The organism is Tabrizicola sp. (genome assembly GCF_022842145.1).
Classification (GTDB): domain Bacteria; phylum Pseudomonadota; class Alphaproteobacteria; order Rhodobacterales; family Rhodobacteraceae; genus Tabrizicola.
This window is the reverse complement of sequence record NZ_JALHQD010000008.1, coordinates 108,890-130,126: the sequence shown is the minus strand read 5'-3', so window position 1 is coordinate 130,126 and position 21,237 is coordinate 108,890. Positions and strand designations below refer to the sequence as shown.

The following is a 21,237-nucleotide window of genomic DNA, read 5'->3' as shown; positions in this document are numbered from 1 at the left end:
CCGACATTCGTTGATGCGGATTATCCCCACAACCCCAGATGTACGGGGACAAGGTCCGGAAAGACCGACCCTGGATCGGCCAGCCCCATGTGGCCCGACAGAAGCTGGGCCAGAACGTCGCGGTAGTCGGTCAGGACTGCCAGGTCAGCCCCTTCTTCCAGCGCCTCGTTGGCCAGTCCCGGCCAGCCGCCGACCATCCTTCCGCCTCGCGCCTGGGGGCCCAGGACCATCATGACATTGCCACGACCATGATCCGTACCACCGCCGGTGTTCGCCCGCAGGCGGCGACCGAATTCGCTCATCACCACGACCGAGACGTCCTGCTGCAAAGGCCCGAGATCGCGCCAGAACGCCATCAGGGCCTGGCTTAGCCCGTCAAGCAGCGTTGCAAAGTCGCCGGACTGGTTGACATGCGTATCCCAGCCCGGGACATCGACCGTCGCGACCCGAAGGCCCAGGTTTTCCTTGATGGTCTGGGCGACGGTCATCAGCGGTGGGCAGACCGGATTGCCTTCCGGATAGTCAACGGACGGAAGATAAGGGCGCAGACCTTCATCGGCTGCCGACCAGAAACGGCCCTTGACCAGATCCGAGAGGCCCAGCAGGTCCTGCACCGGCCGGTCCAGCGGTCCATGCGCGCCGAATCCGGCCCGCAACCGGGCGCGCAAGAGATCCGAGAGCCAGTGGTCCGGCGCGATGACCAGATCGGCAAGGCTGTCGGCCACGGCGGCGTCGGCGCCCAGCAGGCTTGCGGGACGCATGGCCCCCACCGCCAGCGCGGGCATCGGTCCGCCGGGCCTTGCGGCCTGCAACCAGCGTCCGATCCAGCCCGAGGGGTCTCCGGGCGGTATGTTTGCACCGAAGAGCCCGCGCTCGATGCGCGCCTCGGCGTCGAAATGGCTGCGCGTTGCTTCCGGCAGGCCCGCCGCATGGATCAGCGACAGGTCGCCCGCGTCGTAGAGATCTGCCAGGGGCGCGGCGGCAGGGTGGAAGCGGAAGTCGACATCGGCGATGTCCTGACGGATGGAGCGTCCGGCGGCATCGCCCTGGCGCAAGACGCGGAGGGATTCCGGACGCGCGGCGATGAAGTCGGGATCGCTGGTCGGCGAAACAAGCGCCAGACCGTCGGCTCCGCCGCGCAGAAAGATCACCACCAGGATCGGATCACGGGACATGGGCGGCCTCAACGCAACAGGAATTCGGGGGTCAGCGCAGCAAAGGCCACCGCGGTCTGGGCCAGCGCCTGACGGTCTGCGGGCGGGTAGTCGCTGGCCGGCGTCATCGCATCAAAGCCGAGGGTCTGGCCAAGATCCGCGGCGACGGCGGCACCCTGCCCCGGTGCCAGCGCCTCGGCCTGGCGCGTTGCGAAGTCCTGGGCGGTCTCGCTGTCCTGGGCCAGTGGCGTCAGGTTGGCCTGCGCACCGTCGAACCAGTCATCAAGGCCCGAAAGCGCCAGATCGACGTAGCGGTTCAGCGTGCTGGCACCGGTCCAGGCCGGCATCCGGTCGGGATGGCCGGTGGGCGGCCCATACTCGTGTTGCCGCCAGCCGGCGCGGGTCAGCTGCCAGTGAAAACCGCTTTCGACGGATTGCACCTCGGCCCCGGTCGCCCGATAGATTGCGGCGAGGAATTCGAAGGGGCGGCGCAGTTTCTGCTGCGGTGCAGCAAACTCCGGGGCGCGTACCAGCACCCGCAGGACCTGGGCGATCTGGTCGGGGGCATCTTTCGCTGAGAGGAAGGCCTGCGCCATCGCATCGACCAATGCGGCGGGCGGATCGTCGGACAGAAGCCGCCGGGCGATCTTGCTGCAGACAAAGCGCGCTGTCCCCGGATGGCTGGCGAGGAGGTCGAGCACCTCCTCTCCGTCTTCCATCGGGCCGCGGTTCGGAGGAAATTCCCGGCCTAGGATGCGCTTCTGGTACGGATCATGCCAGCGCTGGACATAGTGGAAGCGTCCGGTCAACGGCGCAGTTTCTCCCTCGGAGATCCAGCGGCCGTCCCCCATGCTCCAGCCGGTGAAGGCGCGGGCCACCTCGTAGACATCAAGGTCAAGGTAGCCCTCGGCCAGCCCCTCCGTGGCCCCCGGAACGGCGCGCCAGTCCTGATGACGGTCGTTCAGGTAGTTGCCGGCACCCAGAGTATGCAGTTCCAGAAGTTCGCGGGCATAGTTCTCGTTCGCGGGACTGGCGATGCTGTCGACGTTGTTGAGATAGTAAAGCATCGCGGGCGAACGCGCCACCGCGCCCAGGAGCACGCGGAAGTTGCCCAGGGCGTGCTGGCGCAAAAGGGCATCGTGGCTGGCGAAGAACGCGGCGGTGTATTCGTCCTTCAGCGCATTGACGCTGAAGTGGTCATGCCAGAACTGGGTCATCACCTCGCGCAGTTGTGCCTCGGCATGGACGGCGCGGATCAGCGAGGCGGCGATGACCTCGGTTGCGGGGCGGATGCGTTCGGTGAAGTCCATCCCCTGCCCCGGCGTCCAGTCGATCAGGGGCAGCAACGTCTCGGGGTCGGCAGTCAATGCCGACAACGGGCGCAGCGCGTCCATTGCAGGCCAGCTTGACCCATGCTCGTCCAGGCCTGCAGGATAGACCATGCGCAACCGGGCGCGGGAAAGGCGGTCCTCCAGCCCGGGGTCGGAGACGGGCAGCGACAGCTGCCGGTCAAGCCAACCTTCGGCCCCCAGCGCAGAGAAGGCCGCGATCTCGGCGGCGGAGGTACCGAAGGTCAGCCGGTTCAGCCAAAGCCGCGCATCACCATCTGCGGCGGCTCTGGCCATATGCGGCGCGGGCAGACCTGCGACGGCCAGCGCAGCCATCAGACGGGTATGGAACATGCGCCGGGTGATCATAGCCTGCCCCTGTCGTTTGCAAAACAGTGCCATGCAAGCCTACGTCCACAAACAGGCCGCGCCGGCCCAAGCGGAACCCCGCCAAAGGGTCAGATGCCCGCCAGCACCGCAAACAGGGCAAGGACGGCAGGGGCAGCCTGCACGTAGACGATCCGACGTCCCACAGTTGCCGCGCCATAAAGCCCCGCCACGATCACGCAGGCCAGGATGAAATGCGCAAGCGGCTGTCCCGCGCCCGGCACACCCTGGATCAACGCCAGGATCAACCCGGCGGCGAGGAAACCGTTGTAAAGCCCCTGGTTGGCGGCCATCACCCGCGTCGCCGCAGCAAACTCAGGCGTGCTGCGAAAGATCGCCCGAACGCGCGGCGTCTCCCACAGGAACATCTCCATCAGCAGGATCGCGACGTGGATCGCGGCCACCACCGCAACCAGGACCGCCCCGATCATGCGGCAGGCATCCGGGTTTCGGCCATCTCGGCGTACCAGCTGGAGCCGAAGGGAATCGCGTTGTCGTCGAAGTTGTAGGCCGGGTGGTGGACCATCGCGGTGTCGCCATTGCCCAGGAAGATATAGGCGCCGGGGCGTTCGTTCAGCAGGAAGCTGAAATCCTCGGCCCCCATCAGGGGCGGGGTGTCGGTGTCGACATGGCCCGAGATCTTGCGCGCCACGTCGGCGGCGAAATCGGTGTTTTCCGGCGCATTGACCGTCACCGGATAGCCGCGCTGGTAATGGACCTCGGCCCGCGCGCCAAGTGCCAGCGCGGTGCCCTCGACGATCTGGCCGATACGGGCTTCCACGAAGTCCTGCACCCTGGCGTCCATCGTACGGACGGTGCCTTTCATCTTCACCACCTGCGGGATGACGTTATGGGCGGTGGAGTCGGTCTCCACGGTGCAAACCGAGACCACGACCTGCTTCAGCGGGTCGACGTTGCGGCTGGCGATGGTCTGGAGTGCCACAATGATATGTGCGCTGACCACCGTCGTGTCGACGCAGTCATGCGGCTTGGCAGCGTGGCCGCCCTTCCCCGTCACCACGATCTCGAACTGGTCGGCGGCGGCCATCATCGCGCCGGGGCGGATCGCGAAGTGACCCACGGGGATGCCGGGCATGTTGTGCATGCCGTAGACTTCTTGCACGTTCCAGCGCGACAGCATCCCGTCCTTGACCATTTCGCGGCCGCCGCCGCCCCCCTCTTCGGCAGGCTGGAAGATGCAGACGACCGAGCCGTCGAAATTCCGCGTCTCGGCCAGGTACTTTGCGGCACCCAGCAGCATCGCAGTGTGGCCGTCATGACCGCAGGCGTGCATCTTGCCCGGCACGGTCGAGGCATAAGGCACGCCGGTCTGTTCCTTGATCGGCAGGGCGTCCATGTCGGCGCGCAGGCCGATGACGCGGCCCTTGCTGTCGGTGCGACCCTTGATCACGGCGACGACCCCGGTGCGGCCGATGCCTTCGACGACCTCGTCGCAGCCAAAGGCGCGGCAGAGTTCGGCCACGCGGGCAGCGGTGCGGTGGACGTCGAACAGAAGCTCCGGGTGCTGGTGGAAGTCGCGGCGCCAGGCGGTGATTTCGGGCAGAAGCTCGGCGAAACGGTTCTTGGGCGGCATGGCAGTCTCCTTTGCCCGGACAGGGTGGACCCGTTGCCCGAAAACGGCAAGCCCCGAGGCCTTGGGTCAGGAAAACCGGAACGTGATCAAAGACCTGTTGCCGATGTCGCACGTTTTCGCCATATCGTCGCAAAATCGACATATCCCCGGCTTGTTGCGGCCAAGGACCCGAGCAATATGGGAAAAACGAGAGCCAAACGGAGCAGTAAGATGGCCACGAAACCAAGCCAGCCTCAGCAAGGCGGCACCAGCACCCCAAGCCAGCAGCAGCAAGGCCAGCAGGCCGGCGGATCCACCCAGCAGGCGGGCCAACCGATCTTCCGGGATTGGGCGTCGATCTGACCCTCTCCCAAGCTTGACAATACAAAGGCCAGCCGCGAGGCTGGCCTTGTTTTGTTCTCACTCCGGCCCCTGCCCCATGTCCAGCCCCGTCTCCTCGATTCCAAACCTGGGACCCGCGTCGGAAGAGGCCTTCGGGCGTGCCGGGATCACCACGGCCGAGGAGATCCGCGAAATGGGTGCCGACGAGGCGTACCGGCGGCTGCTGGAAAGCGGCTCGCGCCCGCACTTCATCGGCTACTACGTCCTGGTGATGGGTCTGCAGGGCCGCCCCTGGAACGACTGCAAGGGCGACGAGAAGAAATCCCTGCGCAAGCGATTCGACACGCTCTGCGCCGGGTTCAACCGCTCCGATGCCAAGCTGCGCGCCGACATGGAGCAGACGCTCAGTTTCCTGGGCGTCATTGAACGCGGGTAATTTGCGGGAATTGACCGGATCGCGAAACAAACCGACTGCGTCGGATTGTCTGCAAATCCGCCGGCGTTTAGCGGATCAGGCCCGTACGCGAACCCAGATACCGTCGACCCGAACAATTGCCGGAGTTTCGCAATGGAACCGGATATAGGTCAATCCCGCAGTTTGCGCCAAATCCGGATTGAACCGCCCGCGCAAATCACTGGACTTCACGAAATTCGATGCGACATGGACATCCGGAGATACCTCCTGTCCCGGCGAAACAAGCATGTCCTGACATGGCCGGCCCGGTCCGAATGCATTCGCCGGGATGCGAATGGGCAGCGCGCTTGGTTGCTTGCGCAAGAACTCCTCGTCAAGGTGGATGCGGTCGACCAGCTGCACCCGCGCGCTGGCGCCGGAATAGGTGCGAAGGTCGTCGCGCACGCGAAGGGCTTCCAGCGGCAGCTCGCCAAAGATGGTGCTGACCCGGGATTTTCCCGAAAACCCGGGGAGATACCAGTCAAGCCTGGGTTCCACCTTGTCGGCCATGTCCAGTCGAACGAGGCCGGCTACGGCATCCTTGATCCGGCGGAACCTGTCGAATTCGATAACCGAGCCAGATGAAGACATCATGGTTCATTCCTGCAATTAGGATTGCGCCGGAAACAATGGCGCGGATATGTACTTTCAAATGGAACAATTAGGCTCAGCGTCTCGGCGACCTGAGCCTTGATTCAATATATCAGCTGGGGTGCGCCAGGTTAACCTGTCCATTTAGACAGGTTTTGTGCCGAGATCCTGAGACAGTGGCCGGAAGCTGCCGCCATTATCGATGCCGGGCAGCATGCATGCAACTGTCAGTTGGTCTATGGAAAAATCAGATCGACGCGCCTGATTCTCCGGAATTGCCGTTTCAGTTCGACCGGAATCAACCAGTGATTGCAATTGACGCAAAGTAATACACGCCATCCCGAAACTGTCTTCCTTCGGCCCTTCTATTGCCGGAGTTGGACATCATTTCTGCACCATGCGAGGCGGTGAAGTCCCCTTACCCAACCGCGCACGTATGATCGCTTGCTGTTTGCATAGGCCCGCAAAGGGTCAACCTGTCACCCGGCACTTCCCCGAGTCCGCCGGGTGGCAGGCCAATCACTCAGGCCGACCACGATCAACAAGCCCGGGGCCATGCGGCAACCCGTCCGCGCTTGTGGTGGTGAAGGGTGTGGTGCCCCCAGAGAGACTCGAACTCCCGACCCTCTGATTACAAATCAGATGCTCTACCAGCTGAGCTATAGGGGCCACGCGCTTCAGATACCCTTGCCGCCGCGCCCGCGCAAGGGTTCAGTCCTGCCGGCGGGCCACGACGACGACGGCCAGAAGGCCAACCGCCATCACAAGCAGCGCTGCGGGCGCGGCTTCGGACAACCGCTCCAGGCTTGCCAGTTCGAAGACGCGCGTGGACAGCGTGTTGTAGTTGAACGGCCGCAGAAGCAGCGTCGCGGGCAGCTCTTTCACGCAGTCGACAAAGACGACCAGAAGCGCGGTCAGGACCGACCCGCGCATCAGCGGCAGGTAGACCGACCGCAGCGTTCCCGAGGCTGACCGCCCCAGCGACCGGGCAGCCATCGACAGCGAGGGCGAGACGCGGCCGAACGCGGCATCGACAGCCCCCTGTGCGATGCCGAAGAAGCGGACCAGATAGGCCAGCCCAAGCGCAAAGGCCGTGCCGGTGATCATCAAGCCGGGGTCCCAGCCGGTCAGCGCCAGCACGCCATCCGCCAGCCGGTGATCCAGCGCGGCGAGCGGCAACAGAAGCCCGAGCGCCAGCACAGCCCCGGGTGCGGCGTAGCCGACCAGCGTCATCGGCAACAACCACTGTGCCGCACGCGAGCCCTTCATCCGCAACGCATAGACCAGGAAGATGGCGGCCCCGACCGTCGCCAGCGCCGCAAGTCCCCCGACGACCAGAGTGTTCACCAGCGCCTCGATCAGGCCCGGAGCCAGCCAGCTTTCCGGCGCGGCGGCCGAGTGGACCAGCATGACGCCCAGCGGCAGCAGGAACCCCCCGGCAAAGGGAATGAGGCACAGAACCGTGGCATACCACCGCTTGCGACCGACGATCTCGGTCGGCTCGTGGGGTTGCGCACTGCGGCCCAGGCGGTGAAAGCGCGCACCGCCCCGCCCTGCCCGCTCCAGCCCGACCAGAAGCAGGATCAGGACCAGGATCACCCCGGAGATCTGCGCCGCTCCGCCCGCGTTGCCGCCGTTCAGCCAGGTGGAGAAGACCCCGGTGGTCAGCGTCTGCACGCCGAAGTGCAGGACCGTGCCGTAGTCCGCCACCGTCTCCATCAGCGCAAGCGCGACTCCCGCCGCGATGGCCGGGCGCGCCAGGGGCCAGCCGATCCGCAGGAACATGCCCCAGGGGCCGCAGCCAAGCGCGCGGGCCACTTCGTAGGCGCGGCCGGACTGTTCGCGGTAGGCCGAGCGGGCCAGGAGGTAGACGTAAGGGTAAAGTGAGAAGGACAGGACCAGGATCGCCATCGGCAAGGAGCGGGTTTCGGGGAACCAGTAGTCGCGCGCCGAGGTCCAGCCGAAGGCCGCGCGCAGCCCCGATTGCAGCGGCCCGGCATAGTCTAGCACATCGACCAGCGCATAGGCCCCGACGTAGGCCGGGATCGCCATCGGGAACAGCAGGGCATGCGACAGCCAGTTGCGCCCCGGAAACCGGTACTGGCTGACCAGCCAGGCCGCCCCGGTGCCCATCGCGGCGGTCAGGATCGCGACGCCACCCATCAGCATCAGCGTCGTGACCAGGTAGCGCGGCAGGACCGTCGCCATGAGATGCGGCCAGATGTTTTCGGTCGGGTTCACCGCGATCCAGGCGATGGACAGGATCGGAGCAAGGACCACGATCGCGATGCAGGCCGCGCCGATCGTCCAGAGATCGGGCAGCATCCGGCGTCGGCGCGCAAGTTGAGTGAAACGGTCGGACATCCTGTGGCCGGGTTACAGGAAACCGGTTTAACTGTCCAGAAAAGCCCGTATAGTCGCGCCGCCGGGTCTGGTTGCCCGCGCCGTAAAGTCAGGCCAGATGCGCATCGTCTTCCACCTGGGTGTTCATTGCACCGACGAGGACCGGCTGGTCCGCTGCCTTTTGAAGAACCGCTCGACCCTTTCCGATCAGGGCATCGCCGTGCCGTCGCCCACCCGCTACCGCAACCTGTTGCGCGACGCGGCCAAGCAGCTGCGTGGGGCGCGGGCCTCGGCCGAATCCGCGGCGATAATCCTGGACCAGATCACCGACGATCCCCAGGCCGAGCGGGTGATCCTGTCCTGGACCAGCTTCCTGAGCTTTCCGGCCTATGCCGTTGGCGACGGGCTCTATGGCCAAGCCGGGGACCGGCTGCACGGATTTACCCAGGTTTTTTCGGAAATGGACGCCGAGTTTCACATGGCGATCCGGAACCCGGCCTCGTTCCTGCCCGACCTTCGGGAGCGGGTGATGAGCAAGGGCTTCGACGACATCCTGCGCGACATCGACGCGACGCAACTGCGCTGGTCCGATACGATCCGGGCGATCAAGGATGCCAATCCGGGGGTGCCGATGACCGTCTGGTGCGATGAGGATACGCCGCTGATCTGGCCGGAGGTGCTGCAGGCGATCTCGGGTCACGCGCCGGACACCGCGCTGGAGGACGACGAGGAACTGCTGGCCGACCTGTTGACCGAGGAAGGGTTGGTCCGGTACCGGGCCTATTGCCGCGAGCATCCGCCGCAGGCCGTGTCGCAGCGGCGGCGCATCGTGACGGCCTTTCTGGAAAAGTTCGGCCGCCCCGAGAAGATGTCGACCCCGGCGACTGCCCCCGGCTGGTCCGAGGCGCTTGTCGACCGGCTGACCCAGAATTACTGGCGGGATCTGGACCGCATCGCCCGGACGCCGGGCGTCCGGATCATCGAGCCCTGATCAGCTCATCCCGAGGGCGGTCTTGTACAGCTCCAGCACCGCTTCTTCCTCGGCCAGCTCGTCGGGCTTGCGCTTGCGCATCGCGATGACCTTGCGCATGACGCGGGTGTCGTAGCCCCGGCCCTTGGCTTCGGCCATCAGCTCTTTCTGCTGCTCGGCGACGTCCTTCTTTTCCGAGTCGAGTTGCTCGAAGCGTTCGATGAACTGGCGAAGCTCGTCGGCGGTGACGGCATAGGGATCGGTCGCGTCGGGCATGGCGGTCCTCCGGTCTGGCGGGTGGTCCGCGGTTCCTACCTCGCCCGGGCCTGCGGGTTCAAGGCAGGATCGGTCGGATTGCGGCGGATTGCTTGCACGGGGGCTGCGGACCGGCTAGCTGGAGCCGAAAGGCAGTGGGAGACAGTGATGCAGGCATTGATCTGGGCAGGGGCGGCGTTGACCGTCACAGGACTGGCGGGTCTGGGTTACTGCATCCTGCGCGCAACCCGCGCCAAGCGGTCCGGGTTGGACGACGCCGCGATGCGGGCCGAACTGCAGCGCGTGGTCGCGATCAATCTTGCGGCGGTCGGTCTGTCGGCGCTGGGACTGGCCGGCGTCGTGGCAGGTATCCTGCTGGGCTGACGGGCCGCTCCGCCCTCATCACACCGGCATGTTGTCGAACCCGGCCTCAACCTCGGCTTCGGTCGGCAGGTCGGCTTCCTCTCCGGGCATCATCGCGGCCAGGGCATGCATCTCGGCCAGAAGAAGTTCCAGCCCCTGCTGCTGCAGGGTGATGCCGACGGCCAGAAGATCGGCCTCGTCATGGATCAGGTCGGCGGGCTTGCGGGCATTCATTGTGCACAACTCCTGCAAAGCGGGGTCCAGGGAATGAGATCCAGCCGCGCCTCGGTGATAGGCTCACCGCAGCGGGCGCAGGTTCCGTAGCTGCCATCGGCGATCCGGCCAAGCGCGGCACGGATCTGGATGATCTCTGCCTTGCCGGCATTGCCGGTCGCTTCCAGGACCTCGTCGCCCTCGCGCTCGGTCGCCAGTTCCTCCCAGTCGCGGTTCTGGTGCGAATCAAGCTCGTCCTCGATGGCTTCCAGCCGCACACCAAGTTCGATCAGACGCTGTTCCAGCGCGGTCTTGCGGGTGGCAACGGGTGTGGTCAGATTGGCCTGCATCGGATCCCTCCTCTTTCACGGTCGAGTCTAGGCGGGTGCGGACCTGGGCGCTTTGACCCAAGTCAACGGGCTTTGCGCTTTGCGCCCAAGCTGGCTATGGTCGGTCCGATTTCGTCCTGCGCCCGGCGCTGAAGTGGAGAGACAGATGGATATCCGCGCGATCACCCCCGACTATGCCGTATCGCCCCAGATCGAGCCGGGCGACCTGCCCGCGATCAAGGCGGCGGGCTATGTGACCGTGATCGACAATCGCCCCGATGGCGAAATTCCGCCACATCTGCACGCCGACGCCATGCGGACCGCAGCCGAGGCGCTGGGACTGACCTTCGTTCTGAATCCGGTTGTCGGTGGCGCGCTGACGATGGCGAACGTGACCGCCCAAGGTGCGGCCGTTGCGGCCTCCACCGGTCCGGTCTTTGCCTATTGTGCCAGCGGAAACCGGTCGTCGATCGTCTGGGCGCTGGCCAATGCCGGCAAGCTTTCACCGGACGAACTGATCGGTCTTCCGGCGCGGTTCGGCTATCAGCTGGAACATCTACGACCGCAGATCGAGGCGTTGGCCCGCGGCTAGCCTGCCGCGCGCAGCGCGGGGGGCGGCGCTTCGGCCGCAGCGACAGGCAGGGCTGGTCGCAGAGTGGACGATGCTGCAGACGGAGTGGTGACCGCCTCGTTCAGTTTCAATGCGCGCATCCCGCGGTGCTGGCCGAGCCGGGCCCCTGCGACGCGCTGCCCGTCGATCGTCTCGACCGAGATCGCGTCCAGTGCCGCCGTGGTCAGGACCAGAGTTTCACCCACCTGAAGCGACATGATCTGCCGCAGCGGAAGCGTCAGGCGACCGATGACCGCGTCCAGCCGGCAATCGGCGTGCATCACCTGCGCCGAAAGGGCGGCGGTGAAATGCGGCGCCTCGACGTCTGCATCGGTCTCGGGAATGGCGGGGGCTTCACCCCGACCGATTGCAGGCAGCACCAGCAGCACCCGCCCGGCGCGCCCGTCGGTTCCCAGCGCCACCTCGGCGGACAGCACGCGGTAGGCGTCTTCTTCCAGCAGGAGGCCGAGAGGACGCGCATCTTCAAGGTAGCTGGCGTAGCGGAAGCCCCCGGCCCAGCTGAAGTCCGCCTCTTCCGCCAGGGTTTCATCGAGCCCGACCAGCGCGCGGTCGATCACCCCGGCGACCATCGCGGCGTCGATCCGGCTGGCCTTCCGTGGGGGCGGCACCTGCGACCCAAGCCGACCAAGCGTCTGCTTTTCGATGAAGGCTGCCGTGACTGCCGGTGCCAGCATGATGACCCCAAGCCCACCGCGCGGCCCGTCCAGAAGGGCAAGCAACGCCAGGTCCGGCGCCAGGTCCAGGATTTCCGCCAGCGTCAGCCGGGCAATGGTCAGACTGCGAAATTCAAGGTCCAGCCCCATCGCGTCCCGCGCCGCCCGCGCAAGCGCCAGCCGCCAGCCCCGGTCCGCGCCGGGAGCCCCTTCCGCCTGGGTCGGGCGGGCACGGTCGATCTTGCGGCGGATCACGTCAGTCATGGCGGCCCTGTCCCTCGCCCGCCACCGTAGCGCAGTCTTCCCTTACAAAGGGTTAAACGATGCCGGAGTCACGCTGCCATCCGTTCCAGCCGCAGGGGCACCGTCACCCGGAACGCAGCCCCCTTCTGGCCCGGCAGATAGGCGACCGAGCCGCCGAGGTTGGTCATGATCTCGCGGCAGATCGCCAGGCCCAGCCCCGCGCCACCCGCGCGGTTGGCATCGGTCAGGCGCGCGAACTTCTCGAAGATCAGTGTCTGGCTTTCCTTCGGAATGCCCTTGCCGTTGTCGATGAAGTCGACCGTGACCCGCCCCGACCGCTGCCGGACCACGATCCGCAGCTCGGGCCGGGTCGCGTCGCAGTATTTCCGCGCGTTCGAGATCAGGTTGATGAAGACCTGGGTCAACCGGTCGGCATCGGTCTTGAGGTACATCGCCTCGGACGGCAGGTCGCGCACCACCAGAAACTCGCGGTCCGGCCGGGTCTGGCGCGCCGCGATCAGAGCGGTGTCGATCATGCCCTGCAGGCTGGCGAGGCCCAGATTCAGCTGTACCGAGCCGTTTTCCAGCACCGACAGGTCCAGAAGGTCGTCCAGAAGCCGCGTCAGACGCTTGGCTTCATCGTGGATGATCTTGCCATAGCGTATGACCAGTTCCGGAGCCAAGTCGCCTTCGGTCAGGATCTCGGAGAAAGCGCGGATCGAGGTCATCGGCGTGCGCAGCTCGTGACTGATCTGGCTGAGGAAGGCGTCCTTCTGCAGCGAAAGCTGGGTCAGCTTTTCGTTCGCCTCGCGCAGCGCCCCGGCAGTGCGGGTCAGTTCCGCCTCGCGCGCCTCAAGCTGGGCGGAATACTCCAGGATCTGCGCCGATTCCGAGGCCACCGCCATCAGGTCCTCGACCGTCACCGTGGCGCGGCCCACCAGCTGGCTGATCATCGCGTGCGCCGTCGCCGCCCCGACCGAGCCCGAAAGGCGGGTTTCCAGCTGATCAAGGAAGTTCGGTGTCGGATCCGGCAGGAAACCGTCCTTGCCTTGCGCGCGCGCGGCGCTTTGGAACAGGCTCAGTGCCGACTCTTCGCCCAGGATGCGCTGCGCCATGCCCAGAAGCGCCTCGGGATCGACCTGGCCACGGGCCCAGCGTTGCGGCCCGACGGCACCTTCGAAGACATTGACGAAGGCCGCGCCTTGCAGGCGTTCCACCGGGCCGGGAAAGGTGAAAAGGGAACCCAGGCAGAAAGCCAGCACGTTCAGCGCCATCGACCAGAACAGCGCATGGGTGATCGGGTCCATCGCCTGAGTGCCAAAAAGAGCATGGGGTCGCAGCCAATCAAGGCCGAAAAGCCCCTCGGTGAAGATGGCTTGCGGCAGCACGGCTCCGGGACCGAAGGACGGCAGGTACGAGGTATAGGCCCAGACAGTCAGACCGGTCAGCAGGCCCAGGACCGCCCCGGTCCGGGTCGCGCCGCGCCAGAAGATACCACCCAGCAAGGCCGGCAGCACCTGCGCGACGCCCAGGAAGGCGATCAGCCCTATCGTGGCCAGCGCAGCCGAGCCGCCCGAGACATGATAGTAGGCGTAGCCCATCGCCAGCACTGCCGCGATGGCTAGGCGCCGGGCGTTCAGCACGACCGACCGCAGGTCATCCTCGGCCGCAGCACCCGGGCGCAGCCGCAACCAAAGCGGGATGACCACGTGGTTCGAGATCATGGTGGCAAGCGCTATCGCTTCGACGATCACCATCGAGGTGGCCGAGGAAAAGCCGCCCAGGAAGGCCAGCATCGCTAACCCCGCCTGACCTTCGGCCAGAGGCAGGGTGAGGACGAACATGTCCGGGTTCGAGCCCTCGGGCAGGCGGTCCAGCCCGACCACGGCGATGGGCACGATGAAGAGGCTCATCGCCATCAGGTACAGCGGGAAGGCCCAGCTTGCCCGCGCGAGGTGGCCCTCGTCCTCGTTCTCGACCACCAGGACCTGGAACATCCGCGGCAGGCAGATCACCGCGGCGGCCGACAGGAAGATAAGCCCGGTCCAGCGCCCCGGCTGCACCTGCCAGGCCGAGAGGTCCGCGGCATCGATGCGCGCGATGACATCGCCCACGCCCCCGGCAATTCCCCAGACCACGAAGGACCCCACCGCCAGAAGCGCCACCAGCTTGACCACCGCCTCGACCGCGATGGCGGTGACGATACCGTGGTGCTGTTCTCGGGCATCCAGATTGCGTGTGCCAAACAGGATGGTGAAGAACGCAAGCCCGACCGCGACCCAGACTGCGATCTGGTCGGGGTCCAGCGGGCGCGAGCCGTCGGGTTCGGCACTGGCGAAGACGCCAAAGGACAGCACCATCGACTGCAGCTGGAGCGCGATATAGGGCGTGGCTGCCACGACCGCGATCACCGTCACGATAACGCCCAGCATGTTCGATTTGCCGTAGCGCGACGAGATCAGGTCGGCCAGCGAGGTGACGTGGTACCGCCGTCCGATCCGCACCAGCTTGCGCAAAAGCCACCACCAGCCGATGAAGACCAGTGTCGGACCGAAGTAGATCGTCAGAAACTCCAACCCGGACCGTGCGGCGTAGCCGACCGCGCCGTAGAAGGTCCAGGCCGTGCAATAGATCGACAGCGACAGCGTGTAGACGACAGGTGAGCGCAGCCAGCCCAGTCGTCCACGGGCAGCCCGGCGTTCGACCACGAAGGCCACGGCGAAAAGGAAAGCGGCATAAAGCACGCAAGACAGGACCAGAAGGTTGAACGGCACCTCAGTCCTCCTCGTCGTCCGCGCCGTCCCCACCGTCCCCGCCGCGCAGACCGGGGGCCAGGGCGGCGGCCAGGCCGATCAGCCCCAGCCAGACGAGAAAGAAGTAGATCACGTCGGCCGAGGTCAGCGATAGGCGCGCTTCCCGGGCCCAGAGCAGCGGCAGAAGCAGCAGGAACGCCCCGACGATCGGCAAGAGCCGCGCCGCATCGCGCAAGCGCCGCCTGCGATAGGGTGCGCGCGCCAGGAAGAGGGGGCGCCTTGGCTGCTTCATCCTGGGGCCGAGCCTCGTCCCAGCATGGCCCGCACCTCGGCCAGGATTTCAGCGTTGGAAAAGGGCTTCGTCATGAACCGGTCAGCGCCGGCCTGCTCGGCCATCTCGCGGTCGCGGCCGCGCGCGGTCAGCATCATCACCGGAAGATTGCAGTTGCTCGGATCAGCGCGCAGGGCCGTCAGTATCTCCAACCCCGACATGCCCGGCAGCATGTGGTCCAGGATCACCAGGTCGGGCGGGTCCTGCCGCAGCATGGACAGCGCCGAAGCGCCCTCGGCGGCGTGACTGACCCGAAGGCCATCGCGGGTCAGAAGGAACCGGATCGCCTCGGCGATGTTCGGTTCGTCCTCGATCAGCAGGACATGCTGTGCCAATGGTTCCCCCCGGGCGGTCTGCAGCCGCCCTGCCCCACTATCGGCAGAAGGAGCCCGCCTGTCAAAGCCTTGCGGGCACTGGTTCTGTATCCTTAGGGAGCTGAACCGGGGCCAGTGAGCTTAGCGGCGGTCAGCCGACCCCTTCGGCGGCCAGGATCGACGGCTCGCGTCGCGCCGGACAGTCGCCACGTGCGCAGACCCGGCAGCTTGATCCGACGGTGAGAACCGGCCCCAACCCATCATCCGGCAGGATCAGCATGGCCGCCTCGCGCAGTTCGGGCCCGCGCAAGCCCTGCGGATGACGGCTTTCCGACCAGGCGATCGCCCGGTGGCGGCGGTCGCTTTGGCCGGCCATCTGGACCCTTGCCTCGAAGGGTTGCATCGGTCGGCCAAGTGCCGCGTAAAGCGGCCAGAGCGGGCAGGCCGCCCCGAACCGCGGCAGCGGAAAGCCGGTTGCGGGTTTGCGGAAGGTCAGCGTGCCCGAGCCATCGCAACTGACGAGCCCCGCCGCAAGTCCGGGCACCTCCGCCAGTCGCCGCATGACCACCAGCGGCGAACAGGCGAAGCGGTCGGCCAGCAGGAACGGGTCCGGCCCCAGTTCCTCCAGTGCCGCAAGGCAGGCGGCTTCGGGAAGACGTGCTGCATCCGTCCGGACCTGCGCGAGATGAGCCCGCGCAAGGCTGCGCGCCGCGGTCGAGGCGAGAGCCGCAATCTCCGCCTCCAACCCGGTCTCCAGATCAGCGTCCGAGATCCGCCAGGACCGGCCGCGCAGCCAATCCTCCACCTCTTCCTGCGGGGCGGCGATGCCCTGCTCGTCGATCCCCTGTCCGGCGTCCAGAAAACCGACCAGAGCTTCGGCCCCGGCCGCCAGCCGCTCGCTGTCCTGGTGCAGGTTGCGGTGGAAACGGGCGGCCCAGTCGGGTTCCAGGTCCGGCGTCTCGGCCAGGATCGCCGCCGTGGCCCGGACCGCGGACAGCGAGGACAAGAGTTCGTGCAGCGACTGCGACAGATGGGGGTCGTGCGTCATGCGGTCATTCATCGCCTCGACCGCCCGTTCCAGCGCCCTGCCCCGCGTGTCCAGCGATGCGATCAGTGCCGCCCAACCCGGGAACCGGTCGACGAAATCCTCGACCCGCTCAACCTCGGCCCCGCCTTCGCCCACGGCACCGCCCCGCGCGGCGGCGGCGCGCAGATCCTCGACCAGCGCTACCTCGCGCCCTTCGGCCAGCGCGGCGCGGTCGATCTGCAAGGCGTCGGCCAGCCGCTCCATCACCTCGGGCGTGACCTTGCGGCGATTGTGTTCGATCAGATTGAGATAGGAGGCCGAGATTCCCGCCCGGAGGGCCACGTCCGATTGCCGCAGACCCGCCGCCAGACGACGATCCCGCAGCTTGGTCCCGGTAAGCGCAGATATCGGCATGGCGACACGGCCTGGAAAAGGAATTGACTGGATGTGGTCCGATTTACAGGAGCTTGTCAATCGGCTGCCGGATCAGTCGAAGCCGTCGAAGCGGTGGCCGTAGAATTTGATCGCCCGCATCGCGCAGTCCTGCACGGCCACATGCAGATAAGCGCCTTCGTTCACGCCGGGGGCGGCACTGTCTCGGGCCAAAGCCGCCCGACCCAAGCCGGGCTGATGACCGGCGCGCAGGCGCCAGAGATCGATCTGCTCATCCAGGTGCCGTTCCAGCCGGGGATCGCCCTGGCCCCTGGTGATCTCGGAAATCCGTTCGGCCACCGCAAGGCAATAGGCCGCCTCTCCAGCCGCCGAGGTCGCGCCGTGCAGAAGCCCGGAGGGCGCGGCCGAACCCTGCCACCACACCGTCGCCATCAGCGCCGCAGCGACAGCGACAAGCCCCGTAACCAGCCAACCCATCACCGTTCCCCTTCCGGGACCCACGATGGACGGACATCGTAAAGAAAAGGCGGGCGCGACCCGTGGCCGCGCCCGCCCAATTCAGACAAGTCTAGCGAATTACTGCGCCAGCGCCTTGTCGGTGATCGCGGAGGTCCAGGCGCCTTCCGGTGCCTTGGTGATCACCGGGTCCGACCCGCCTGACATCAGCGAAGCCACGGTCCGCTCGGCGGCGGCCACGTCCAGCGCACCGTTCGAGCCCGCGGTCAGCTTGGCGATCTCGCCCATCATGCGCTTCTGGTGGTTCTCGGTCTGCGCGCCGGTCTGGTCGTTCTCCAGCACGATCATCGCCGCTTCGTCCGAGTTCGCCTCGGCGTACTTCCAGCCCTTCATCGACGCGCGGACGAACTTGACCATCGTCTCCTGGAAGGCCGGGTCGGCCAGCTTGTCCTCCAGCACGTAAAGCCCGTCTTCCAGCGTCGCGACGCCCTGATCTTCATACTTGAAGGTCACCAGCTGGTCCTCGGTGATCCCGGCGTCGATGACCTGCCAGTATTCGTTGTAGGTCATGGTCGAGATGCAGGCCGCCTGCTTCTGCAGGAGGGGATCGACGTTGAAGCCCTGCTTCAGCACCGTGACGCCACCGGCCGAGCCGTCGGTCGCAAGACCAAGCTGAGACATCCAGGACAGGAACGGGTATTCGTTGCCGAAGAACCAGACGCCGAGCGTCTTGTCTGCGAAATCGGTCGGCGAGGTGATCCCGCTTTCCTTCAGGCAGGTCAGCATCATGCCCGAGGAGGCAAACGGCTGGGCGATGTTCACCAGGGGCAGGCCCTTTTCGCGCGCGGCAAGGGCAGCCGGCATCCATTCCACGATCACGTCGGCGCCGCCGCCCGCGATCACCTGGGTCGGGGCGATGTCCGGGCCGCCCGGCAGGATGGTGACGTTCAGGCCCTCTTCTTCGTAAAAGCCCTTGGCCTGGGCGACGTAGTAGCCCGCGAACTGCGCCTGGGTGACCCATTTCAGCTGCAGCTTCACATCTTCGGCGCTGGCTTGCGACGCCACCGCCGCAAGGAAGGCCGCCGTGATCAGTTTCTTCATCTTCATACTCCCGTGTTGAGCCCGTTTTGGGCCTCTGTTAATGCCGTTGCGACGGGTGCCAGAACGTCACCCCCCGTTCGATCAGCGTGATCAGCCCGTAGAAGGCCGACCCCGCCAGAGCCGCGACCGCAATCGTGGCCCAAACCATGTCCAGGCCAAGCCGCCCCACCTCGGTCGAGATGCGGAAGCCCATGCCGTAGACCGGACTGCCGAAAAACTCGGCAACGATGGCCCCGATCAGGGCCAGTGTCGATGCAATCTTCAGCCCGTTGAAAAGGAATGGCATCGCGGCGGGAAGCCGCAGCTTGAAGAGGCCCTGCCAATAGGACGCGCCCCAGGTTGCCATCAGGTCGCGCTGCATCCTTTCGCTGGCCTGCAATCCCGCGACCATGTTCACCAGGATCGGGAAGAACACCATGACCACGACGACGGCAGCCTTGGACTGCCAGTCGAATCCGAACCACATCACCAGAATGGGGGCGAGGCCGACGATGGGCAGCGCCGCCACGAAGTTGCCGACGGGCAGAAGCCCGCGTTGCAGGAAGGGCGAGCGGTCTATGGCGATCGCGGTCAGGAACGCCGCGCCCGCCCCGATGAGGAAGCCGGGGATGGCTCCCTTCAGGATGGTCTGGGCGAAGTCTTGCCAAAGCGTCGGCAGTTCCACCGCGATCTTTGCCGCAATGACGCTGGGCGCAGGCAGGATCACCGGGGCAACGCCAAGGCCGCGCACCAGCCCCTCCCACAGCACCAGCACCGTCGCGCCGAAAAGGAGCGGCACCAGCGCACGGCCGGGTCCGGTCCGGGACAAACGGCTTCCCGCCAGCCAGACATTCACCGCCCATGCCGCCAGCCAGAACCCGATCGCCAGCCAAAGCGCGGTCATGACGGCACCCCCATCCGCTTGCGGGCCGCCCGTTCGACGAAGCCCACGACCAGGATCAGAAGCCCCGCCAGGATCGCCGCCGCAAACAGGGCCGCCCACATGATCAGAGGCTCTCCGAACTGCGAGCCGATCAGCATCCGTGCGCCCAGACCCTCGATTGCTCCGGTGGGAAGCTCGCCCACGATGGTCCCGACCAGGCTGGCTGCCACGGCAACCTTCAGCGAGGCGAAGAAATAGGGCATCGAGGCTGGAAGCCGCAGTTTCAGGAAGGTCGCCATCTCGCCCGCGCCGTAGGTCCGCAAAAGGTCAAGCTGCATCTGGTCGGGGCTGCGCAACCCCTTCACCATGCTGACCAGTACCGGGAAGAAACTGAGATACGCCGCGATGATCGCTTTCGACAGGTCGCGTCCCTCCAGCCCCAGCTGGCTGGACAGCGTGATGATCATCGGCGCCAGGGCGACGATGGGCACGGTCTGGCTGATGATCGCCCAGGGCATCACACTCATGTCCATAACCCGGAACCGGACGATGGCCATTGCCAGAAGCACGCCCGAGATGATCCCCAGCCCGAAGCCCATCATCGTGCCCTTGAAGGTCACATAGGCGTGGTAGACGAGGCTGCGCTTCGAGGTGATCGCCTGCCCGAAGAGTCCTTTCCACAGCTCTGCCCCAACCTGATGCGGCGGCGGCAGAAGCGGGCGGTCCTGCGTCATCGTCTGCGGGATCACTTCCCCCCAGGTCACGGTGGTCCCTGCCCGCTCGGCCTGGTCAAAGACCCAGGTGGCGTTCATCCAGACTGCGGCGGCGTACCAGATCGCTACGATCCCGGCGAGGACGGTCAGGACAGGAAGCGCGCGGCTCATGCCTTGCCCCCTGTCGGCCAGGCGATCATCGCCACCGCGACGCAACCCAGAACCATTCCAGCCATCTGCAGGCCCGTCGGCCGTTCGCCAAAGACGAAGATCGCCATCACCGAGATCGCGACCAGTTGGAAGATTGCCGACAATGCGATCGCAAGACCCAACCCGTTGGCCTTCATCACCTGGACCATCAGCCAGTTCCCAACGCAGAACATTGCCAGCGCCCCGATCAGGATCGGCAATTGCCCTTTGGTCGCGTAAACTTTCAGAACGGCGTTGGCGGCCACGAAGACCGCCGTGGCAGCAGACAGCCAGACAAAGGTCATGGCATTCATGCCGCGCCTCCGTCTACGCGTACATACGCCGTATGCATGGGATGCATACGCGATGAATACGCGCTGTGCATGTCCCGCCTAGTCCTCATGATGCCCGGCGCGCAGCCCCTCCCGCACGCGGTGAGCGATCTCGATGAACTCGCGGCTGTCGCGGATATCCAGCGGGCGGTCCTTCGGCAGGGGTGAGTCGATCACATCGGTGATCCGCCCCGGACGCGGGGACATCACGACGATCTTGGTCGACAGATAGACGGCCTCGGGGATCGAGTGGGTCACGAAACCGATGGTTTTCCCGGTGCGCGCCCAAAGCTTCAGCACCTCTTCGTTCAGCCGGTCGCGCACGATCTCATCCAGCGCGCCGAAAGGTTCGTCCATCAGAAGGATATCGGCATCGAAGGCCAGGGCGCGGGCGATGCTGGCCCGTTGCTGCATCCCCCCCGACAGCTGCCAAGGGAACTTCTTGCCAAAGCCCTTCAACTCGACCAGATCAAGCACCCGTTCGGTCCGCTCGTCCTGCTCGGCCTTGGAAAATCCCATGATTTCCAGGGGAAGCCTGATATTCCCGGCAATCGTCCGCCACGGGTAAAGCCCTGCTGCCTGGAAGACGTAGCCATAGGCCCGCTTCCGGCGCGCTTCGTCCGGGGACATTCCATTGACCGTCAACGTGCCGCCCGTCGGATGTTCCAACGCGGCGATGGCGCGCAGGAATGTCGTCTTGCCGCAGCCGGACGGCCCGATGAAACTGACGAAATCCCCCCGGTTGACGGTCAGGTTCACATCCTTCAACGCCTGCACCGGGCCGTCGGCGGTCTGGAACACCAGGTTCACCCCCTTCGCCTCGATCACCGGCTGGCTCACTCCGTCCTTCACGCCGCCTTCCCTTCACATTCCCGTTGCCTGTCGCTGCGACACTTGTGCCGCGCAGGGAGCGTCCCCACCTCGTCCCGATAAGGAG

General features: G+C 65.9%; 25 protein-coding genes and 1 tRNA gene. 4 read left to right on the top strand and 22 right to left on the bottom strand.

Going from position 1 to position 21,237, the window contains the following annotated elements; genetic code table 11:
* Positions 1–20: 20 nt before the first annotated feature.
* The 5 genes from Q0C42_RS17545 to Q0C42_RS17525 form a co-directional block, all read right to left on the bottom strand.
* Complete coding sequence (locus Q0C42_RS17545; protein ID WP_295078944.1) at positions 21–1,175, bottom strand: DUF1501 domain-containing protein; 1,155 nt, start codon at positions 1,173–1,175, stop codon at positions 21–23.
* 8 nt (positions 1,176–1,183) lie between these two features.
* Complete coding sequence (locus tag Q0C42_RS17540; protein WP_295078941.1) at positions 1,184–2,836, bottom strand: DUF1800 domain-containing protein; 1,653 nt, start codon at positions 2,834–2,836, stop codon at positions 1,184–1,186.
* Positions 2,837–2,940: 104 nt separating this feature from the next.
* Positions 2,941–3,300: a DUF1304 domain-containing protein gene (locus Q0C42_RS17535; protein ID WP_295078939.1), complete on the bottom strand. Its 360-nt coding sequence runs from the start codon at positions 3,298–3,300 to the stop codon at positions 2,941–2,943.
* Positions 3,297–4,463, bottom strand: coding sequence for a M20 aminoacylase family protein (locus Q0C42_RS17530; RefSeq protein ID WP_295078936.1), 1,167 nt, complete (start codon positions 4,461–4,463; stop codon positions 3,297–3,299). The genes Q0C42_RS17535 and Q0C42_RS17530 overlap by 4 nt, the downstream gene beginning before the upstream one ends.
* A 66-nt stretch (positions 4,464–4,529) precedes the next feature.
* Complete coding sequence (locus Q0C42_RS17525) at positions 4,530–4,775, bottom strand: hypothetical protein (RefSeq protein ID WP_295078933.1); 246 nt, start codon at positions 4,773–4,775, stop codon at positions 4,530–4,532.
* A 106-nt stretch (positions 4,776–4,881) separates the two neighbouring features.
* Between Q0C42_RS17525 and Q0C42_RS17520 the strand changes: the two genes are divergently transcribed.
* A complete protein-coding gene (locus Q0C42_RS17520; RefSeq protein ID WP_295078930.1) occupies positions 4,882–5,220 on the top strand; it encodes a TfoX/Sxy family protein in 339 nt (112 codons plus the stop codon).
* A gap of 75 nt (positions 5,221–5,295) precedes the next feature.
* Here the strand turns inward: Q0C42_RS17520 and Q0C42_RS17515 are convergent, their stop codons facing one another.
* From Q0C42_RS17515 to Q0C42_RS17505, 3 genes are all read right to left on the bottom strand, one after another.
* On the bottom strand, positions 5,296–5,748 hold the full coding sequence (locus Q0C42_RS17515; protein WP_295078927.1) for a Hint domain-containing protein: 453 nt from the start codon (positions 5,746–5,748) through the stop codon (positions 5,296–5,298).
* A 674-nt stretch (positions 5,749–6,422) separates the two neighbouring features.
* Positions 6,423–6,498, bottom strand: a tRNA-Thr gene (locus Q0C42_RS17510).
* A gap of 42 nt (positions 6,499–6,540) precedes the next feature.
* The gene (locus tag Q0C42_RS17505; protein ID WP_295078924.1) at positions 6,541–8,193 is read right to left on the bottom strand and encodes an iron ABC transporter permease; all 1,653 of its coding nucleotides are present in this window, start codon (positions 8,191–8,193) and stop codon (positions 6,541–6,543) included.
* A gap of 97 nt (positions 8,194–8,290) precedes the next feature.
* On the opposite strand from Q0C42_RS17505, the gene Q0C42_RS17500 reads away from it, so the two are divergent.
* Entirely contained in the window at positions 8,291–9,163 is an 873-nt protein-coding gene (locus Q0C42_RS17500) for a hypothetical protein (RefSeq protein ID WP_295078921.1), read from the top strand.
* Here the strand turns inward: Q0C42_RS17500 and Q0C42_RS17495 are convergent, their stop codons facing one another.
* Positions 9,164–9,418 carry a DUF2312 domain-containing protein gene (locus Q0C42_RS17495; protein ID WP_295078918.1) on the bottom strand — a complete coding sequence of 85 codons (255 nt, stop codon included), beginning with the start codon at positions 9,416–9,418 and terminating at the stop codon, positions 9,164–9,166.
* 147 nt (positions 9,419–9,565) lie between these two features.
* On the opposite strand from Q0C42_RS17495, the gene Q0C42_RS17490 reads away from it, so the two are divergent.
* Positions 9,566–9,781: a hypothetical protein gene (locus Q0C42_RS17490; RefSeq protein WP_295078915.1), complete on the top strand. Its 216-nt coding sequence runs from the start codon at positions 9,566–9,568 to the stop codon at positions 9,779–9,781.
* Between the two features lie 18 nt (positions 9,782–9,799).
* On the opposite strand, the gene Q0C42_RS17485 is transcribed toward Q0C42_RS17490, so the two are convergent.
* On the bottom strand, positions 9,800–9,994 hold the full coding sequence (locus tag Q0C42_RS17485) for a hypothetical protein (RefSeq protein WP_295078912.1): 195 nt from the start codon (positions 9,992–9,994) through the stop codon (positions 9,800–9,802).
* Positions 9,991–10,323 (bottom strand): TraR/DksA family transcriptional regulator, encoded by a 333-nt coding sequence (locus Q0C42_RS17480; RefSeq protein ID WP_295078909.1) that lies wholly within the window; start codon positions 10,321–10,323, stop codon positions 9,991–9,993. Before Q0C42_RS17480 ends, Q0C42_RS17485 begins: the two co-directional genes overlap by 4 nt.
* 145 nt (positions 10,324–10,468) lie before the next feature.
* Between Q0C42_RS17480 and Q0C42_RS17475 the strand changes: the two genes are divergently transcribed.
* Positions 10,469–10,894, top strand: coding sequence for a TIGR01244 family sulfur transferase (locus tag Q0C42_RS17475; protein ID WP_295078906.1), 426 nt, complete (start codon positions 10,469–10,471; stop codon positions 10,892–10,894).
* On the opposite strand, the gene Q0C42_RS17470 is transcribed toward Q0C42_RS17475, so the two are convergent.
* The 11 genes from Q0C42_RS17470 to Q0C42_RS17420 form a co-directional block, all read right to left on the bottom strand.
* The gene (locus Q0C42_RS17470) at positions 10,891–11,850 is read right to left on the bottom strand and encodes a FliM/FliN family flagellar motor C-terminal domain-containing protein (protein ID WP_295078903.1); all 960 of its coding nucleotides are present in this window, start codon (positions 11,848–11,850) and stop codon (positions 10,891–10,893) included. The genes Q0C42_RS17475 and Q0C42_RS17470 overlap by 4 nt on opposite strands.
* A 68-nt stretch (positions 11,851–11,918) precedes the next feature.
* A complete protein-coding gene (locus tag Q0C42_RS17465) occupies positions 11,919–14,603 on the bottom strand; it encodes an ATP-binding protein (protein WP_295078900.1) in 2,685 nt (894 codons plus the stop codon).
* A 1-nt stretch (position 14,604) separates the two neighbouring features.
* Positions 14,605–14,874, bottom strand: a complete 270-nt coding sequence (locus tag Q0C42_RS17460; RefSeq protein ID WP_295078898.1) for a hypothetical protein — start codon at positions 14,872–14,874, stop codon at positions 14,605–14,607.
* The gene (locus Q0C42_RS17455; protein WP_295078895.1) at positions 14,871–15,248 is read right to left on the bottom strand and encodes a response regulator; all 378 of its coding nucleotides are present in this window, start codon (positions 15,246–15,248) and stop codon (positions 14,871–14,873) included. Before Q0C42_RS17455 ends, Q0C42_RS17460 begins: the two co-directional genes overlap by 4 nt.
* Before the next feature lie 130 nt (positions 15,249–15,378).
* Positions 15,379–16,668: a helix-turn-helix transcriptional regulator gene (locus tag Q0C42_RS17450; protein ID WP_295078892.1), complete on the bottom strand. Its 1,290-nt coding sequence runs from the start codon at positions 16,666–16,668 to the stop codon at positions 15,379–15,381.
* 72 nt (positions 16,669–16,740) lie between these two features.
* Positions 16,741–17,124, bottom strand: coding sequence for a hypothetical protein (locus Q0C42_RS17445; RefSeq protein WP_295078889.1), 384 nt, complete (start codon positions 17,122–17,124; stop codon positions 16,741–16,743).
* Between the two features lie 99 nt (positions 17,125–17,223).
* On the bottom strand, positions 17,224–18,204 hold the full coding sequence (locus Q0C42_RS17440; RefSeq protein WP_295078886.1) for an ABC transporter substrate-binding protein: 981 nt from the start codon (positions 18,202–18,204) through the stop codon (positions 17,224–17,226).
* 37 nt (positions 18,205–18,241) lie between these two features.
* Complete coding sequence (locus tag Q0C42_RS17435) at positions 18,242–19,087, bottom strand: ABC transporter permease (RefSeq protein WP_295078883.1); 846 nt, start codon at positions 19,085–19,087, stop codon at positions 18,242–18,244.
* Positions 19,084–19,950, bottom strand: coding sequence for an ABC transporter permease (locus tag Q0C42_RS17430; protein WP_295078880.1), 867 nt, complete (start codon positions 19,948–19,950; stop codon positions 19,084–19,086). The genes Q0C42_RS17435 and Q0C42_RS17430 overlap by 4 nt, the downstream gene beginning before the upstream one ends.
* Positions 19,947–20,282 carry a hypothetical protein gene (locus Q0C42_RS17425; protein ID WP_295078877.1) on the bottom strand — a complete coding sequence of 112 codons (336 nt, stop codon included), beginning with the start codon at positions 20,280–20,282 and terminating at the stop codon, positions 19,947–19,949. Before Q0C42_RS17425 ends, Q0C42_RS17430 begins: the two co-directional genes overlap by 4 nt.
* Before the next feature lie 78 nt (positions 20,283–20,360).
* Positions 20,361–21,152, bottom strand: a complete 792-nt coding sequence (locus Q0C42_RS17420) for an ABC transporter ATP-binding protein (protein ID WP_295078874.1) — start codon at positions 21,150–21,152, stop codon at positions 20,361–20,363.
* Between the last annotated feature and the right edge of the window lie 85 nt (positions 21,153–21,237).

Excerpts from the sequence above, each read along its gene's own strand:
- Q0C42_RS17515 (WP_295078927.1), bottom strand. The coding sequence starts at position 5,748 with ATGGCCGACAAGGTGGAACCCAGGCTTGACTGGTATCTCCCCGGGTTT.
- Q0C42_RS17495 (WP_295078918.1), bottom strand. The coding sequence starts at position 9,418 with ATGCCCGACGCGACCGATCCCTATGCCGTCACCGCCGACGAGCTTCGC.
- Q0C42_RS17470 (WP_295078903.1), bottom strand. The coding sequence starts at position 11,850 with ATGACTGACGTGATCCGCCGCAAGATCGACCGTGCCCGCCCGACCCAG.
- Q0C42_RS17530 (WP_295078936.1), bottom strand. The coding sequence starts at position 4,463 with ATGCCGCCCAAGAACCGTTTCGCCGAGCTTCTGCCCGAAATCACCGCC.
- Q0C42_RS17450 (WP_295078892.1), bottom strand. The coding sequence starts at position 16,668 with ATGCCGATATCTGCGCTTACCGGGACCAAGCTGCGGGATCGTCGTCTG.
- Q0C42_RS17535 (WP_295078939.1), bottom strand. The coding sequence starts at position 3,300 with ATGATCGGGGCGGTCCTGGTTGCGGTGGTGGCCGCGATCCACGTCGCG.
- Q0C42_RS17460 (WP_295078898.1), bottom strand. The coding sequence starts at position 14,874 with ATGAAGCAGCCAAGGCGCCCCCTCTTCCTGGCGCGCGCACCCTATCGC.
- Q0C42_RS17425 (WP_295078877.1), bottom strand. The coding sequence starts at position 20,282 with ATGAATGCCATGACCTTTGTCTGGCTGTCTGCTGCCACGGCGGTCTTC.
- Q0C42_RS17445 (WP_295078889.1), bottom strand. The coding sequence starts at position 17,124 with ATGGGTTGGCTGGTTACGGGGCTTGTCGCTGTCGCTGCGGCGCTGATG.
- Q0C42_RS17430 (WP_295078880.1), bottom strand. The coding sequence starts at position 19,950 with ATGAGCCGCGCGCTTCCTGTCCTGACCGTCCTCGCCGGGATCGTAGCG.
- Q0C42_RS17545 (WP_295078944.1), bottom strand. The coding sequence starts at position 1,175 with ATGTCCCGTGATCCGATCCTGGTGGTGATCTTTCTGCGCGGCGGAGCC.
- Q0C42_RS17520 (WP_295078930.1), top strand. The coding sequence starts at position 4,882 with ATGTCCAGCCCCGTCTCCTCGATTCCAAACCTGGGACCCGCGTCGGAA.
- Q0C42_RS17475 (WP_295078906.1), top strand. The coding sequence starts at position 10,469 with ATGGATATCCGCGCGATCACCCCCGACTATGCCGTATCGCCCCAGATC.
- Q0C42_RS17480 (WP_295078909.1), bottom strand. The coding sequence starts at position 10,323 with ATGCAGGCCAATCTGACCACACCCGTTGCCACCCGCAAGACCGCGCTG.
- Q0C42_RS17505 (WP_295078924.1), bottom strand. The coding sequence starts at position 8,193 with ATGTCCGACCGTTTCACTCAACTTGCGCGCCGACGCCGGATGCTGCCC.
- Q0C42_RS17485 (WP_295078912.1), bottom strand. The coding sequence starts at position 9,994 with ATGAATGCCCGCAAGCCCGCCGACCTGATCCATGACGAGGCCGATCTT.
- Q0C42_RS17500 (WP_295078921.1), top strand. The coding sequence starts at position 8,291 with ATGCGCATCGTCTTCCACCTGGGTGTTCATTGCACCGACGAGGACCGG.
- Q0C42_RS17540 (WP_295078941.1), bottom strand. The coding sequence starts at position 2,836 with ATGTTCCATACCCGTCTGATGGCTGCGCTGGCCGTCGCAGGTCTGCCC.
- Q0C42_RS17435 (WP_295078883.1), bottom strand. The coding sequence starts at position 19,087 with ATGACCGCGCTTTGGCTGGCGATCGGGTTCTGGCTGGCGGCATGGGCG.
- Q0C42_RS17440 (WP_295078886.1), bottom strand. The coding sequence starts at position 18,204 with ATGAAGAAACTGATCACGGCGGCCTTCCTTGCGGCGGTGGCGTCGCAA.
- Q0C42_RS17490 (WP_295078915.1), top strand. The coding sequence starts at position 9,566 with ATGCAGGCATTGATCTGGGCAGGGGCGGCGTTGACCGTCACAGGACTG.